This window comes from Burkholderia sp. MS455, from assembly GCF_016899445.1.
GTDB classification, from domain to species: domain Bacteria; phylum Pseudomonadota; class Gammaproteobacteria; order Burkholderiales; family Burkholderiaceae; genus Burkholderia; species Burkholderia pyrrocinia_C.
This window is the reverse complement of record NZ_CP041779.1, coordinates 2,571,305-2,586,838: the sequence shown is the minus strand read 5'-3', so window position 1 is coordinate 2,586,838 and position 15,534 is coordinate 2,571,305. Positions and strand designations below refer to the sequence as shown.

Sequence of the window (15,534 nt, the reverse complement as noted above, 5' to 3'; positions counted from 1 at the left end):
GGATAGCCCGACCGGGCCGTTCGTCGGCCGTGCGGCGCTGTCCGGGCTCGCCGCGCGAACTGCCGCTGCGGCCGTTCGCGGCGTTGTCACGGACAGATGGCCGCGCAGTGCTACAATACGGCCCTTTCCGCCGGCATTCGCGCCGAACGGAGTCCGCACGGCCTGGTGTCCAGCGTTCGCATTGAACCGGTCCCAAGCGCCAGAGCGGCGCCGCGCGGCGCGCCGCGGCTCCGTCTATTTCCGAATTGTGATGAGCGCAGGCCCGGCTGGCCTGACGCACGATGTCCCCGCCGCGCCTTTTGAGCGAAACGCCACCATGTCCGATTCTGTCGCCAAGCCCGTCGACGCAACCTTCGACCAATTCGGCCTTGCCGCCGATATCCTGAAAGCCATTGTGGAGCAGGGCTATACGACGCCGACGCCGATCCAGGCGCAGGCCATTCCGGTCGTGCTCGCCGGCCGCGACGTCATGGGCGCCGCGCAAACAGGCACCGGCAAGACCGCGAGCTTCTCGCTGCCGATCATCCAGCGCCTGCTGCCGCAGGCCAACACGAGCGCATCGCCCGCGCGCCACCCGGTGCGCGCGCTGATCCTGACGCCGACCCGCGAACTGGCCGACCAGGTCGCCGCGAACGTGCATGCGTACGGGAAGCACACGCCGCTGCGCAGCGCGGTCGTGTTCGGTGGCGTCGACATGAACCCGCAGATGGCCGAGTTGCGCCGCGGCGTCGAGATCCTGATCGCGACGCCGGGCCGCCTGCTCGACCACGTGCAGCAGAAGACCGCGAACCTCGGGCAGGTGCAGATGCTCGTGCTCGACGAGGCCGACCGGATGCTCGACATGGGCTTCCTGCCGGACCTGCAGCGGATCCTGAACCTGCTGCCGAAGGAGCGCCAGACGCTGTTGTTCTCGGCCACCTTCTCGCCGGAAATCAAGAAGCTCGCGTCGACCTACCTGCGCAACCCGCAGACGATCGAGGTCGCACGCAGCAACTCGACGAACGCGAACGTCACGCAGATCGTCTACGACGTCGCCGAAGGCGACAAGCAGGCGGCCGTCGTGCAGTTGCTGCGCAGTCGCGGGCTCAAGCAGGTGCTCGTGTTCTGCAACAGCAAGATCGGCGCGAGCCGGCTCGCGCGCAACCTCGAGCGCGACGGTGTCGTCGCGTCGGCGATCCACGGCGACAAGACGCAGATCGAGCGGATGCAGGCGCTCGACGCGTTCAAGCGCGGCGAAATCGAGGCGCTGGTCGCGACCGACGTGGCCGCACGCGGCCTCGACATCGCCGAACTGCCGGCCGTGATCAACTTCGACCTGCCGTTCAGCGCGGAAGACTACGTGCACCGGATCGGCCGTACGGGCCGCGCGGGCGCGACCGGCGACGCGCTGTCGCTGTGCAGCCCGAACGAGCGCAAGCAACTCGCCGATATCGAGAAGCTGATCAAGCGTCCGCTCGAAGTGCAGACGCTGGCGATCGACAAGCCGGCGCGCCATCGTCAGGACGACCGTGGCGGCGAGCGTAGCGGCGACCGCAGCAGCGAACGCGGTGGCCGGCGCGAACGCGACGAGCATCGCGGTGCATCGGCGCGCCGCTCGGCCGGTTCCGAGCGTAGTGGTCATCACCGTCGCCACGAAGCGCCGGTCGACGATTTCTTCCTGAAGCCGTATGAGCCGTCGGCGGCGGCGAAGCAGTCGGACGACGCACAGCCCGCGCAGCAGCCCGAGAAGAAAGGGCCGAAGCGCCAGGTCGCCGCGCTGCTCGGCGGGTTCGGGATGCCGCGCAAGCCGTCGGCGTAAGCTCGACGGACGTGGCGGTGCGGCGCGCGAGCGCTGCCGGAAAAGCGGGTGCATGCGATGAGCATGTGCCCGTTTTTTATTGGGGCCGTGATTGGATGGGGGCGGGAGAGGGCGCAAGGGCGAGCGATGCAACCGGCACTCGATCGGCACGAGACCGGCTGCCGGGCGCGTGCTTTAGCCGGCCAGCGGCCCGAAGCGCCGCGCCCATGCGGCCGTCGCGGCCGCGTAGAACGCATCCAGCGTCGAGCCCGCGAGCGCGCCATCCGGCGCGAGGCCCAGATGCGCGGCCGCGGCCTGCAGTGCCGGCAGCGGATCGTTGCGCTCGAGCGCGGTCGCGCCTGTCTGCTTGCTGAGCTTCTCGCCGTTTGCATCGACGACGACGGGTACGTGCAGATACCGCGGCGTCGGTACGCCGAGGCAGTGTTGCAGATGGATCTGGCGCGCGGTCGAATCGAGCAGGTCGGCGCCGCGCACGACGTGCGTGATGCGCGCATCGGCATCGTCGACGACGACCGCGAGCTGATAGGCCCATTGCCCGTCGGCGCGCTTCAGCACGAAATCGCCGACTTCGGTCGCGAGGTTTTGCGATTGCGCGTGCTGCCAGCGGTCGTCGAACGTGACGATCGCCGCGTCGCCGTCCGGTACGCGCAGCCGCCATGCGCGCGCAGGCTTGCCGTGCAGACCGGTGCGGCAGGTGCCCGGATACGCGAGCGTCGTGTGGCGCTCGTGCGCGGCGCGCAGCGAATCGGCGATTTCCTTGCGCGTGCAGCCGCACGGATAGACGAGCCCCGCTGCGACGAGCTGCTCGAGCGCGGACGTATACGCGGCATCGCGCGTGCTTTGCCATACGGGCGGCTCGTCGGGCGTCATGCCGAAATGCGCGAGCGTCGCGAGGATGTCGTCGGCCGCGCCGGGTACCGTGCGCGGGCCGTCGAGATCCTCGATTCGCACGAGCCATGCGCCGCCGTGCGCGCGCGCGTCGAGCCAGCTCGCGAGCGCGCCGACCAGCGAGCCGAAGTGCAGCGGCCCGGTGGGCGACGGCGCGAAGCGGCCGCGATAGCCGTTCATTTGAGCGCGGGGCGCGCGCTTACGCGGCGCTGGCTGCCTGCGCGCAGGCCGGGCACGACGTGCCGGGCACGTAGCCCGGCGACTGTTGAGCTTGCGGCGTGACGACCGCGCGGCACGCGAAGCACGTGACGTTCTCGGTAGGCTGGAGTTGCGGGTTCAGCGCGGTGCGGTAGTCGAACACGAAGCAGTCGCCGTGATAATGCGCGCCGCCGACTTCCTCGAAATACTTCAGGATCCCGCCTTCGAGCTGGTACACGTTCTCGATGCCGATTTCCTTCATGTGGATCGCGGCCTTCTCGCAGCGGATGCCGCCCGTGCAGAACGACACGACCGTCTTGCCGTCGAGATCGGCACGGTTTGCATCGATCACTTCCGGGAATTCGCTGAACTTGTCGATCCGGTAGTCGAGCGCATCGTCGAACGTGCCGACGTCGACCTCGAACGCATTGCGCGTGTCGAGCATCACGACCGGGCGGCCCGTGTCGTCATGGCCGCGGTCGAGCCATGCCTTCAGCGTGCGCGCGTCGACGGACGGCGCGCGGCCGAGCTCGGGCTTGATCGCCGGCTTCTTCATCGTGATGATCTCGCGCTTCAGGCGCACGAGCATGCGGCGGAACGGCTGCGAGTCGGACAGGCTTTCCTTGAACTGCAGCGTCGCGAACTTGCCCTCGAACAGCGGATCGTGGCGAAGATAGTAGACGAACGCGTCGGCCGCTTCGCGCGTGCCGGCGATGAACAGGTTGATGCCTTCCGGCGCGAGCAGGATCGTGCCGCGCAGGTCGAGTTCGTTGCAGCGGGCGGTGACGAGCGGGCGCCATTGCTCGTTCGCGTCGAGCGACACGAAGTGGTAGGCGGCGAGGTTGACGATGGTCATGATGATCCGACGGGAAAACGGCCGCACGGCGGCTCGCAAAAAAGGGTGCGAAGCCGTGGCGATGATTCGAAAAACCGTATTATCCCGCAAACCGCGCGCGCTTCGGCATCTGGCCGTTGGGCAGGCAGCGCGACGCGGCGTCGCGCGCATCGGCCGAACGGCCAGTGCGGGGATTTTTTGGGCAGCCTGCGCGGCGACGCGGCTACAATAACGCCCATGTCAGATCCCCGCTTCGTTCATCTTCGCGTTCACTCCGAATTCTCGATTGCCGACGGCATCGTGCGTCTCGACGACATCGTCAAGGCGGCGGCCGCGGACGGCCAGGGCGCGCTCGCGCTCACCGATCTCGGCAACGCATTCGGCCTCGTCCGTTTCTACCAGGAAGCCCGCGGCAAGGGCATCAAGCCGATCGCCGGCTGCGACGTCTGGATCATGAATCCGGACGATCGCGACAAGCCGTCGCGGCTGCTGCTGCTGGTGAAGGACAAGGTCGGCTACCTGAATCTCTGCGAGCTGCTGTCGAAGGCATGGCTCACGAACCAGTATCGCGGCCGCGCGGAACTCGACGCGAGCTGGCTCGACGGCGAACTCGCGCAGGGGCTGCTCGCGCTGTCGGGCGCGCAGCAGGGCGATATCGGGCTCGCGCTCGCGGCCGGCAACGAAGAAGCAGCGCGCCGTCACGCCGAGCGCTGGGCGAAGGTGTTTCCGGGCGGCTTCTACATCGAGCTGCAGCGGTACGGCCAGCCGGGCGCCGAGGCGTATATCCAGCAGGCCGCGACGCTCGCCGCGTCGCTGAAGCTGCCGGTCGTCGCGACGCACCCGACGCAGTTCATGACCGACGACGATTTCACCGCGCACGAGGCGCGCGTGTGCATCTCGGAAGGCGACATCCTCGCGAACCCGCGGCGCCAGAAGCGCTTCACGACCGACCAGTATTTCCGCACGCAGGACGACATGGTCGCGCTGTTTGCCGACCTGCCGTCGGCGGTCGCGAATACGGTCGAGATCGCGAAACGCTGCAACCTGAAGCTCGAGCTCGGCAAGCCGAAGCTGCCGCTGTTCCCGACGCCGGACGGCATGTCGCTCGACGACTACCTGGTCCAGCTGTCGAAGGAAGGGCTCGAGACACGGCTCGTGCAGCTCTATCCGGCCGAAGCAGAACGCGACGCGCAGCGCGACACGTACTACAAGCGCCTCGAATTCGAGTGCGGGACCATCACGAAGATGGGCTTCCCCGGCTACTTCCTGATCGTCGCGGACTTCATCAACTGGGCGAAGAACAACGGCGTGCCGGTCGGCCCGGGTCGCGGCTCCGGCGCCGGTTCGCTGGTCGCGTACGCGCTCGGCATTACCGACCTCGACCCGCTGCGCTACAACCTGCTGTTCGAGCGCTTCCTGAACCCGGAACGCGTGTCGATGCCCGACTTCGACATCGACTTCTGCCAGCACGGCCGCGACCGCGTGATCCAGTACGTGAAGGAGAAGTACGGCGCGGACGCCGTGTCGCAGATCGCCACCTTCGGCACGATGGCTGCAAAGGCGGCCGTGCGCGACATCGGCCGCGTGCTCGACCTCGGCTACATGTTCACCGACGGCGTGGCGAAGCTGATCCCGTTCAAGCCGGGCAAGCACGTGACGATCGCCGACGCGATGAAGGAAGAGCCGCAGCTGCAGGAGCGCTACGACCACGAGGACGAAGTCCACCAGCTGCTCGATCTCGCGCAGCGCGTCGAGGGCCTCACGCGTAACGTCGGGATGCACGCGGGCGGCGTGCTGATCGCGCCCGGCAAGCTGACCGATTTCTGCCCGCTGTACACGCAGGGCGACGACGGCGGCGTCGTCAGCCAGTACGACAAGGACGACGTCGAAGCCGTCGGCCTCGTGAAGTTCGACTTTCTGGGCCTCACGACGCTGACGATCCTCGACTGGGCCGAGCGCTACATTCGCCGCCTCGATCCGTCGAAGGCCGACTGGTCGCTCGCGCAGGTGCCGCTCGACGATCCGGCTTCGTTCCAGATCCTGAAGAAGGCCAACACGGTCGCGGTGTTCCAGCTGGAAAGCCGCGGGATGCAGGGCATGCTGAAGGATGCGCAGCCCGACCGCTTCGAGGACATCATCGCGCTGGTGTCGTTGTACCGCCCGGGCCCGATGGACCTGATCCCGAGTTTCTGCGCACGGAAACACGGACGCGAGAAGGTCGACTATCCGGATCCGCGCGTCGAACCCGTCCTGAAAGAGACCTACGGCATCATGGTCTATCAGGAGCAGGTGATGCAGATGGCGCAGATCATCGGCGGCTACTCGCTCGGCGGCGCCGACTTGCTGCGTCGCGCGATGGGCAAGAAGAAGCCCGAGGAGATGGCCCAGCACCGCGAGATCTTCGCCGAGGGTGCGGCGAAGAACGGCCTCACGCGCGAGAAGTCCGACGAGATCTTCGACCTGATGGAGAAGTTCGCGGGCTACGGCTTCAACAAGTCGCACGCGGCCGCGTACGCGCTGCTCGCGTATTACACCGCATGGCTGAAGGCGCACCATCCGGCCGAATTCATGGCGGCCAACATGACGCTCGCGATGGACGACACCGACAAGGTGAAGATCCTGTTCGACGACTGCGTCGTGAACAACCTCGCCGTGTTGCCGCCCGACATCAACCAGTCGCATTACCGGTTCGAGCCCGTTGCCGAAGCCGACGGCAAGCGCTCGCGCACGATCCGCTACGGCCTCGGCGCGGTGAAGGGCAGCGGCCAGAACGCGATCGAGGAAATCCTGCGCGCCCGCGAGGAAAAGGCGTTCACCGACCTGTTCGACTTCTGCGAACGGATCGACCGGCGCGTCGTCAACCGCCGCACGGTCGAGGCGCTGATCCGCGCCGGCGCGTTCGATTCGCTGAACGCGAACCGCGCGCAGATGCTCGCGTCGGTGCCGCTCGCGATGGAAGCGGCCGACCAGGCCGAGGCGAACGCGATGCAGGCCGGCCTGTTCGACATGGGCGCCGAGTCGCCGCACGCGCATGCGCTCGTCGATGAACCGGCGTGGGACGACAAGCGCCGCCTGCAGGAAGAAAAGGGCGCGCTCGGCTTCTACCTGTCCGGCCACCTGTTCGACGCGTATCGCGACGAGGTGCGCCGCTTCGTTCGGCAAAAGGTCGGCGACCTGAAGGAAGGGCGCGACAAGCTCGTCGCGGGCATCATCGCATCGCTGCGCACGCAGATGACCCAGCGCGGCAAGATGCTGATCGCGCTGCTCGACGACGGTTCGGGCCAGTGCGAGATCACGATCTTCAACGAGCAGTTCGAGGCGAACAAGGCGCTGTTCAAGGAAGACGAACTGCTGATCGTGCAGGGGCAGGCGCGCAACGACGCATTCACGGGCGGCATCCGTTTCACGACCGATACCGTGATGGATCTCGAGCGCGCGCGCAGCCGCTATGCGCAGGCCGTGCGGCTGACGATGAACGGCAACGCCGACGCAGCCGCGCTGCGCCGCGTGCTCGAGCCGCACGTGTCGAAGGACGATTCGGCCGCCGCGCACGCGGTCGAAGCGCCCGCGCCGCGCGGCGGCGGGCGTGACGGCGGCCGTCGCCCGCAGGCGCCGTTGCCGAACGGCCTCGCGGTCCAGATCCACTACAGCAACGCGCGGGCACAAGGCGAAATGCGTCTCGGCGACGCGTGGCGCGTGAAGCCGAGCGACATGCTGCTCGCGGAACTGCGTGCGGCGTTCGACGGCAGTGTCGTCGAAATCACGTACTGACCGCATCCCGACCACCGGACGGCTGTCGCGATACGCGGCCCGTCGCATCGCCATCGTGCGGTGCGGCGGGCCGTTTTTACATCTTCGGGTACCCGGGTCTTGGGCCGGCCATGCGGACGCTATACAATCCGGCGCAGTCGCGCTCGCACGCGCGCACACAAACGGGGGCGGATCCATGCGGCGAGCGGCAACGCGCGACAGGGCCGTCCCTGAACAGGATACCGGGGCATCAGCCCGTCGCGACGATAAAAACTGACAGCACCACATGACCATGGCCAACGCGAACCAGACGGGGCGGATCCTCGTGATCCGGATTGATTTTCTGGGCGACATGCTGTGCACGACCGCGTTCCTCGGTGCGCTGAAGGAGCGCTGGCCGGGCGCGGAACTGCATGTGGTCGCGAACCGCTACAACGCGGCCGCGCTGGCCGGCAACCCGGACGTGCACGCGGTTCACACGTACGTGTACAGCCGCCAATGCGAACGCAACGACCGTCCCGGGCGGATGCGCGCGTTCTTCGACCGGCTGCGGCTCGTGCGCCGCCTGCGTCGCCTGCGGTTCGACCTCGTGGTCGTGCCGAACGGCGGCATGCATCGCAGCAGCATGCAGTTCGCGCGCCAGCTCGGCGCGAAGGACTGCCGCTGGCACGATGCCGAGACCGAATTCGACGATCGCAAGCCCGAACACATCGCGCAGCGGCCGATGTGCCACGAGGCGCTGTCGGGGTTCCGGCTCGTGCCCGAACTCGGTCGTGCCGATCTCGACCGCCTCGAGCTGTCGGTTCATCCCGATCGCACGTTGCAGGACGCGTGGTATCGCCTGCTCGGGGAGCGTACGAAGCCGCGCGTCGGTTTGTTCGTGTCGAACAAGGCGGCCGAGCGCCGCTGGCCCGCGGATCGCTGGCGCGACCTCGGCGAGCGGCTCGCGCCGTTCGCCGACGTGATCGTGTTTCGCGATCCGGCCATCTGCAATACCGCCGAGGACGACGCTTGGCGCGACGTGAGCGCGCGCCACGTCGCGCCGTCGTCGGTCGCCGATCTGGTGGCTGCCGCGAGCCTGCTCGATACGATCGTGTCGGCCGACAGCGCACCCGTGCATCTCGCGTCGGCGCTCGGCGTGCCGGTTGCGGCACTGTTCGAGGACCGTCCCGAGAAATACCTGCGCTGGCATCCGCTCGGCGTGCCGCATGTGATCCTGCGCGCCGGCGCGACCGTCGATGCGATCGGTGTCGACGCGGTCGAGCGCGCCGTGCGTCATCTGCTGCCGCAGGCCGGCCATTGCGGCGAGCCGGTGGCGGATGCGGCACGCGCACGGCCGACGGCCGCCGCGACATCCGCGGTCCTGACCATCACTTCATAGCGCCGGAAGCACCGCACACGGTGCAAGCGCCGGCGCCTGCCGCACCGCGCCCGCAGGCAGGGTCGTATCAGGGGTCGCATCAGCGCGTCCTGCACGGCCGGTTCGCGATGCCGCGCCGGCTGCTGCAAAATCCTGTACATTGCCAGCCTTGTTCAGCCAGCTAGACAGACCGATCGCCGTGGCCCTGTTTTCCTCCGCCCGCCCGCCCAGAACCATCCTCGTTGCCGCGCCGCGCCGTATCGGCGACGTGCTGCTGACGACGCCGCTCGTGCGTTCGCTGAAGGCCCGCTGGCCCGATGCGCAGATCGACATGCTGGTTTTTCGCGGCACCGAGGGCGTGCTCGAGCACAATCCGGACGTGCGGCGCGTGATCGTCGTCGCGCAGCGCGCGGGATTCCGCGAGCGGCTGCGCGACGCGCTGTCGATGTGGCGCCGCTACGATCTCGCGTGCGCGGCGCTGAGTTCCGACCGGCCGCGCTTCTATAGCTGGTTCGCGGGTCGCAAACGGGTCGGCCTCGTCGATCCCGACCGCGTCACGTGGCTCACGCGGATGATGCTGAACGGCATCGCGATCAATCACCATGAATCCGCGCATACGGTCGTCAGCACACTTGCGCTCGCACCCGTGATCGGTATCGAGCCGGTGTCCGAGGTCGTCGCACCCGGCATCGGCGACGATCCCGCGCGGCGCGCGCGCTTCGACGCATGGCTCGCGGAGTCGCCGGCGATCCGCGACGGCAAGCCGCTGGTCGTCCTGCATCCGTATCCGATGTTCCGCTACAAGCAATGGCGGCTCGAAGGCTGGGTCGAGATGATCGGCTGGCTGCGCGAGCGCGGCTTTGCGGTCGCGTTGTCGGGCGGTCCGGCCGATCGCGAGCGCGAGTATGCGGAGCAGGTCGCGGCCGAAGCGGGCGGCGACGTGCTGAATCTGGTCGGCCGCCTCACGTTCGGCGAGAGCGCGGAGCTCGTGCGGCGCGCGCGGCTCTTCATCGGGCCCGACACCGGCGCGACGCACGTCGCGGCTGCGACGGGCACCGACACGATCGCGCTGTTCGGCCCATCCGACCCCGTGCGCTGGGGGCCGTGGCCGCAGCACTGGCCCGCGACCGAGAATCCGTGGCCGCTGCGCGGCTCGGGGCGGCACGGGAACGTATGGCTGCTGCAGGGGGAGGGCGATTGCGTGCCGTGCCGGCACGAGGGCTGCGAGCGCAAGGTCGACAGCCGCAGCGATTGCCTCGCCAATCTCGGTGCGCAGCGCGTGAAAGCCGCGGCGGCCGAGATGCTCGGGCTGAATCCGCCGGGCCTGGCCGAGGCGGCCGTCGATACGTCGCGACTGCATCGCGCCGGATCCGACTGACGACTGACGCGCGGGAGACGCGCGTTTTTGCTTCGTTGCAGGCGGCTTGTTTCGCGACGAGCCGCGCAGCCCGCTCGCTTTGACGGCGGGCCTCCGCTGCCGCCGAAGCCGGCTGGCGGCAGCGCGGATGCCGTTACGCGTTACGCGCTGCGCCGGATCGCCGACGTCTCGCGCGGCAGCGCCTCGCCGCGCTCGCCGCAACCGAGCAGGATGCCGGCCAGCAGCACGATCAGGTGACCTTCGGCGAAATCGAGCAGCAGCGAATTCGCAAGGCTGCCGATCGCGAAGATGGCGAGCCACGCGAGCAGCAAATGCTGCGAGCGCGGATCGAGCGTGCGGCTGCCGCGCGCGATCTGCACGATCAGGTTGATGAACAGCAGCAGGCCGAGCAAGCCGAGCTGCACGGCCATCAGCAGGTATTCGTTGTGCGGGTTCGACGTGAGCTGGCCTTCGGCGGCCGTCTTGCCGGCCGTGAGCTTCTCGAATTCGGATTCGAGGCCGCCTGCACCGTAACCGATCACCGGGCGCTGACGAAACAGCTCGAGCCCCTTCTTGTACCACTCGAGGCGCAACCCGGTCGACGTGGCCGCATCACTCTGCCGGTATTGCTGCACTTCCGTCACGACCTTCACGAGCCGGCCGTTGTGAACCGTGCACGCGGCGACTACGAGCGCGACGCCGAACAGGACGAGCACGCCGGCGGCGAGCCCCGCGCGCAGCGCCGATTGCCGGCGCAGCAACAGCACGAAACGCACGGCGACGACGAGGATCAGCAGCAGCGCGATGACCTGCCCCGTGCGTCCCTGCAGCATCACGAACACGTTAACGAGCGACCACGCGGCGACGCCCGCATACGCGGTGCGGGACAGCGCCGTGCGGGCGGCAAGCGCGAGATCGGCCGCCTGGTAGAACAGCAGCGCGCCGAACATGCCGGCGGCGATGTGGTTCTTGAACACCCAGGCGCGCGACAGAGGCAGTTGGGTCGCATACGCGGGCCCGATCGCGGTCAGCCCGAGATAGTTGGTCGTCGACAGCAGCAGGATCACGCACAACGTGCCGAACCAGCAGCGCCGCACGATCGGTGCCCAGTTCGAATGACGGAACGCGAGCACGGCGAAGGGCAGCAGCAGCAGCTTGTCGTACTTGGCGACCCAGTTCCACGCCTTGTTGTGCGGTGCGACCGTATACGCGACGCTGGCAGTCAGCGCGGCGAGGATCAGCAGCGCCGCGAGCGAAGCCGGGTCGGTCACGAACGAGCGCAGGTCGCGCCAGAATTCGGGGGAGATCACGAGCGCGGCGGCGAACAGCCCGCAGAAGACGTTGGTCAGCGCGGTCGAGACGGGCACCATGCAGAGCGCGGCGACGGCGAATGCACGGGCGGCGGTCAGGCGCCGCGTGGCGGGAGCGGAAAACGAAAGCATCGGAACCTGTCGAATGGACGAATGCGGCTTGCGGACATCGTGCTCGTGCCGCGCGTCCCGGCGGGAGCTCCGGGACGAACGGCGCAGTATACGCGAAGCAGGCAGCGTTTCTGTGCCGTTTTCGGGGCCCGATCAGCTGAACGCGCGCTTGATCCGCGAGCGCAGCAGCGCGCGCTTCAGGCGCCCAGCAACGGCCGGCGTATCGAGCGCGATGCGCGTGCCGGCCGGCTCGCCGCGATGCAGGTAGTAGCGGTCGAACGTCGCCTGGGTCATGCCCCATTTGTTCAGGAACTGGCGGCGGCCGTCGTTCTTGACGATCTTGCCCGTGCTCTTCTGCTGGAAGTGGTAGACGAGGCTGTCGCCGACACCGAGGAAGATCCGGCAGCCGGCGTCCCAGAATTTCATCGAGAAGTCGTTGTCGCTGCTCATGCCGGGCGACAGCTCGCTGCTGTAGCCGCCGATGCGGTTCCACCAGTCGCGGTGCACGAGCGTCGGCGGCCAGGTCGAGCCGAGCCAGTCCGCGCGCGCGAGCCGCGGGGTCGCATCGACGAGGCCCGCCGCGTCGAAATGTTCGGCGTCGCGGCCGAAATTGCTGACGACGACGCACGGGTTGCGCGTGTCGACCGGCTCGATCATCGTGCCCGACAGCATGAAAAGGTCGGTCGGCATCTGTTCGATGCGGCGCGCGAGCGCCGCGTCCCAGCCGGGGCAGCAGAACATGTCGTCGTTCATGTAGACGACGTAGTCGCGCGTCGCGCGCGCGGCGGCCAGGTTCACCGCATGGCAGATGCCGATGTTGGTCGGCGACGCGGTGTGCTCGATCCCTTCGCTGCGCACCCAGTCGAGCGTGCCGTCCGAGCCGTCGTTCACGTGCACGATGATCTGGTGATCGTACGCGGAGTGGCGGCGCAGGCTGTCGACGACGAGCTTGAGGTACGGCAGGTTGTTCCAGGTCGGGATGATGATGGAGAACATGGCGGTCGGATTCGGTGGTCGTCGTGGCGGGCGGCACGCGGTGCAGCCGTCTGGGCGGGCACGCGCGGCGCGGGCAGCCCGGCATTGTAACGCCGGGCCGGCCGCTTGCCGGCGGCGCGCAGGGGCGGGCGCTCAGCGCACCGGTTCGTGGCCGAGTTTCAGGAAGCGGTAATACACGGTCTCCGCGTTGAACACGGCGATCATGAAGCCCGCGCGACCGTCGAGGAACCCGCGCCGCAGCACGTAGGTGCGCACGAACGCCCAGGCGCCGCGCGCGAGCGCCTTGCCGAAGCCGCCGCGCTGGCCGGCCGCGCGGCGCTGGCGCGCGCCGGCCGTCGAATACGCGTCGAGCTTGCGCACGACGGTTTCGAAATCCTCGTACGAGTAGTGCATCAGCTTGCCGGGCAGGCGCTGCGCGGCGGTATCGAACACGAGGCGCTCGTGCACGAGATCGTCCGAGAAACGCGCGGTGCCGCGCCGGAACAGGCGCGGCACCCAGTCGGGATACCAGCCGCTGTGATGGATCCACTGGCCGCAGAAGCTCGACAGCCGGTCGAGCGCATAGACCTGCGCGGCCGGCGCGCGGATCGCGTCGCGGATCGACTGCGCGAGCTCCGGGCTGACGATTTCGTCGGTATCGAGCGACAGGATCCAGTCGGTGCCGAGCGCGTCGAGCGCGCGGTTCTTCTGCGGGCCGAAGCCCGGCCAGTCGCGCTCGACGATCACGCGCGCGCCGTGCGCCCGCGCGATCGCGACGGTGTCGTCGGTGCTGCCGCCGTCGATGACGACGACATCGTCGGCGAACGACAGCGCATCGAGGCACTGGGCGAGCCGCGCGGACGCGTTGAGGGCGATGAGGGCGACGCCGAGGGAGGGTTCAGCCATGAAATCGTCGGAAGGGCGGAGAAAACGGTGAGCGGCAGTATACCCGCGGCCCGGCCGCCGGCCGCATCGGCCATGACCGTGCCGGCGAGGGCGGTGCGGCTATAATGTTGAGCCTTTTTCGGCACCCGCCCGACAGGGGCGAAATCCCGGGCGGCCACGCGCCGGGCGCCGCATCGCGGCTCAAGAAGGATTGCCTTGGAAACCCAGAACACTCTTCGCAAACCGATGGACGGCACCGGCACCTCGCCGGTCACGGTCCTGAAGCGCCTGTGGCCGTATATCCGGCCGCTCATCGGCATCGTGGTGCTCGCCGTGATGACGATGGGCGTCGTCGCGGCCACCGAAGCCGGCATTCCGGCGCTGCTCAAGCCGCTGCTCGACCACGGTTTCGGCGTGCACGGCAGCGACCGCGCGAAATGGTACGTGCCGATCGCGGTGATCGGTCTCGCGCTCGTGCGCGGCGTATCGCAGTACGCATCGAATTACCTGCTCAACTACGTGTCGAACCGCATCCTGCTGCAACTGCGGCTCGAGATGTTCCAGCGGATGATCCATACCGGCGCGTCGTTCTTCCAGCGCGAAACCGCGAGCACGGTGATCAACGCGATCGTGTTCGAGGTCAACCAGATCCTGTCGGTGCTGACGGGCGTGATGGTCACGCTCGTGCGCGATTCGCTGACGGTGATCTTCCTGCTCGGCTACCTGTTCTACCTGAACTGGCGGCTCACGCTGATCGTCGCGGTGATCCTGCCCGGCATCGGCTGGCTCGTCAGCAAGATCAACCGCCGCCTGCGCCGCCTGAACCGCGAGCACCAGACGCTGACCAACGAGCTGTCGTACATCGTCGAGGAGACGGTCGGCGGCTACAAGGTCGTCAAGGTGCACAACGGCGAAGCGTACGAGATGGACCGCTTCGCGTCGATGAGCAAGCGTCTGCGCGGCTACGCGATGCGCATGACGATCTCGGGCGGTCTCGCGCAGCCGCTCACGCAGTTCCTCGCGTCGATCGCGCTCGCGGTCGTGATCACGATCGCGGTCGTGCAGTCGACCAACGACCAGACGACGGTCGGCGGCTTCGTCGCGTTCGTCACGTCGATGCTGCTGGTGATTTCTCCGCTCAAGCACCTGATCGACGTCAACCAGCCGCTGCAGCGCGGGATGACGGCCGCCGAGCTGATCTTCGGGCTGATCGACGAGCCGGCCGAGCCCCAGGGCGGCGGGCGGCCGCTGCCGCACGCGCGCGGCGAGATCGAGTTTCGCGGCGTGTCGTTCGACTACGGCGCGGCCGAGCGGCCGACGCTCGACCGCATTTCGTTCAAGGTCGCTCCGGGCGAGATGATCGCGCTCGCGGGCCCGTCCGGCAGCGGCAAGACCACGCTCGTGAACCTGCTGCCGCGCTTCTTCGACCCGACGGACGGCGCGATCCTGCTCGACGGCGTGCCGATCGCCGACTATGACATCCATGCGCTGCGCAGCCAGATGGCCATGGTCAGCCAGGACGTCGTGCTGTTCAACGACACGATCGCCGCGAACGTCGCATACGGGCAGACGCCCGACCGCGCGCGCGTGCAGGCCGCGCTCGAGGCCGCGAACCTCGCCGACGCGGTCGCCGCGATGCCCGACGGGCTCGACACGCTCGTCGGCGGCAACGGGATGCGGCTGTCCGGCGGCCAGCGCCAGCGGCTCGCGATCGCGCGCGCGATCTACAAGGACGCGCCGATCCTGATCCTGGACGAAGCGACGTCGGCGCTCGATTCGGAATCGGAGCGCCACGTGCAGGCCGCGCTCGAACGGCTGATGGAAGGCCGCACGACGCTCGTGATCGCGCACCGGCTGTCGACGATCGAGCGCGCGGATCGCATCCTCGTGCTCGAGGCCGGCAAGATCGTCGAAGAGGGCAGCCACGACGAACTGCTGCGCCACGGCGGCCTCTACGCGCACCTGCACCGGATCCAGTACCAGCAGCAGGCGGCGTGACGCGCGTTCCGTTCGCGTCAAACCGGTGTGCTAGTCTTGATTGGGCAGGCCCGGTCGTTTGCTACGACG

At 68.3% G+C, this 15,534-nt stretch carries 10 protein-coding genes; 5 read left to right on the top strand and 5 right to left on the bottom strand.

Annotated features, from left to right (window positions below):
* The first annotated feature begins 250 nt into the window (after window positions 1–250).
* Window positions 251–1,798, top strand: coding sequence for a DEAD/DEAH box helicase (locus tag FPJ27_RS31030; protein WP_072440789.1), 1,548 nt, complete (start codon window positions 251–253; stop codon window positions 1,796–1,798).
* Window positions 1,799–1,972: 174 nt separating this feature from the next.
* Here the strand turns inward: FPJ27_RS31030 and gluQRS are convergent, their stop codons facing one another.
* On the bottom strand, window positions 1,973–2,866 hold the full coding sequence (gene gluQRS / locus FPJ27_RS31025; protein ID WP_204423995.1) for a tRNA glutamyl-Q(34) synthetase GluQRS: 894 nt from the start codon (window positions 2,864–2,866) through the stop codon (window positions 1,973–1,975).
* 19 nt (window positions 2,867–2,885) lie between these two features.
* A complete protein-coding gene (locus FPJ27_RS31020) occupies window positions 2,886–3,740 on the bottom strand; it encodes a sulfurtransferase (RefSeq protein ID WP_204423993.1) in 855 nt (284 codons plus the stop codon).
* A gap of 216 nt (window positions 3,741–3,956) precedes the next feature.
* Here FPJ27_RS31020 and dnaE point away from each other — a divergent pair, with 216 nt between their 5' ends.
* The 3 genes from dnaE to FPJ27_RS31005 all read left to right on the top strand — a co-directional run bounded on the left by dnaE (window position 3,957) and on the right by FPJ27_RS31005 (window position 10,207).
* Window positions 3,957–7,490, top strand: coding sequence for a DNA polymerase III subunit alpha (gene dnaE, locus FPJ27_RS31015; RefSeq protein WP_072440783.1), 3,534 nt, complete (start codon window positions 3,957–3,959; stop codon window positions 7,488–7,490).
* A 271-nt stretch (window positions 7,491–7,761) separates the two neighbouring features.
* Window positions 7,762–8,850, top strand: a complete 1,089-nt coding sequence (locus FPJ27_RS31010; protein WP_072440941.1) for a glycosyltransferase family 9 protein — start codon at window positions 7,762–7,764, stop codon at window positions 8,848–8,850.
* Window positions 8,851–9,028: 178 nt separating this feature from the next.
* Window positions 9,029–10,207 (top strand): glycosyltransferase family 9 protein, encoded by a 1,179-nt coding sequence (locus FPJ27_RS31005; RefSeq protein WP_072440781.1) that lies wholly within the window; start codon window positions 9,029–9,031, stop codon window positions 10,205–10,207.
* Window positions 10,208–10,347: 140 nt separating this feature from the next.
* Here FPJ27_RS31005 and FPJ27_RS31000 read toward each other — a convergent pair whose 3' ends face one another.
* From FPJ27_RS31000 to FPJ27_RS30990, 3 genes are all read right to left on the bottom strand, one after another.
* On the bottom strand, window positions 10,348–11,628 hold the full coding sequence (locus tag FPJ27_RS31000) for an O-antigen ligase family protein (RefSeq protein ID WP_204423991.1): 1,281 nt from the start codon (window positions 11,626–11,628) through the stop codon (window positions 10,348–10,350).
* Window positions 11,629–11,760: 132 nt separating this feature from the next.
* On the bottom strand, window positions 11,761–12,603 hold the full coding sequence (locus tag FPJ27_RS30995) for a glycosyltransferase (RefSeq protein ID WP_204423989.1): 843 nt from the start codon (window positions 12,601–12,603) through the stop codon (window positions 11,761–11,763).
* A gap of 132 nt (window positions 12,604–12,735) precedes the next feature.
* Window positions 12,736–13,488, bottom strand: coding sequence for a glycosyltransferase family 2 protein (locus tag FPJ27_RS30990; protein WP_204423987.1), 753 nt, complete (start codon window positions 13,486–13,488; stop codon window positions 12,736–12,738).
* 225 nt (window positions 13,489–13,713) lie between these two features.
* On the opposite strand from FPJ27_RS30990, the gene msbA reads away from it, so the two are divergent.
* Complete coding sequence (msbA, locus tag FPJ27_RS30985) at window positions 13,714–15,465, top strand: lipid A export permease/ATP-binding protein MsbA (protein WP_239483397.1); 1,752 nt, start codon at window positions 13,714–13,716, stop codon at window positions 15,463–15,465.
* Window positions 15,466–15,534: the final 69 nt, after the last annotated feature.

Bases quoted from the DNA above. Each gene is read 5' to 3' on its own strand.
- FPJ27_RS31030 (WP_072440789.1), top strand. From the start codon at position 251: ATGAGCGCAGGCCCGGCTGGCCTGACGCACGATGTCCCCGCCGCGCCT.
- gluQRS (WP_204423995.1), bottom strand. From the start codon at position 2,866: ATGAACGGCTATCGCGGCCGCTTCGCGCCGTCGCCCACCGGGCCGCTG.
- FPJ27_RS31020 (WP_204423993.1), bottom strand. From the start codon at position 3,740: ATGACCATCGTCAACCTCGCCGCCTACCACTTCGTGTCGCTCGACGCG.
- dnaE (WP_072440783.1), top strand. From the start codon at position 3,957: ATGTCAGATCCCCGCTTCGTTCATCTTCGCGTTCACTCCGAATTCTCG.
- FPJ27_RS31010 (WP_072440941.1), top strand. From the start codon at position 7,762: ATGGCCAACGCGAACCAGACGGGGCGGATCCTCGTGATCCGGATTGAT.
- FPJ27_RS31000 (WP_204423991.1), bottom strand. From the start codon at position 11,628: ATGCTTTCGTTTTCCGCTCCCGCCACGCGGCGCCTGACCGCCGCCCGT.
- FPJ27_RS30995 (WP_204423989.1), bottom strand. From the start codon at position 12,603: ATGTTCTCCATCATCATCCCGACCTGGAACAACCTGCCGTACCTCAAG.
- FPJ27_RS30990 (WP_204423987.1), bottom strand. From the start codon at position 13,488: ATGGCTGAACCCTCCCTCGGCGTCGCCCTCATCGCCCTCAACGCGTCC.
- msbA (WP_239483397.1), top strand. From the start codon at position 13,714: ATGGACGGCACCGGCACCTCGCCGGTCACGGTCCTGAAGCGCCTGTGG.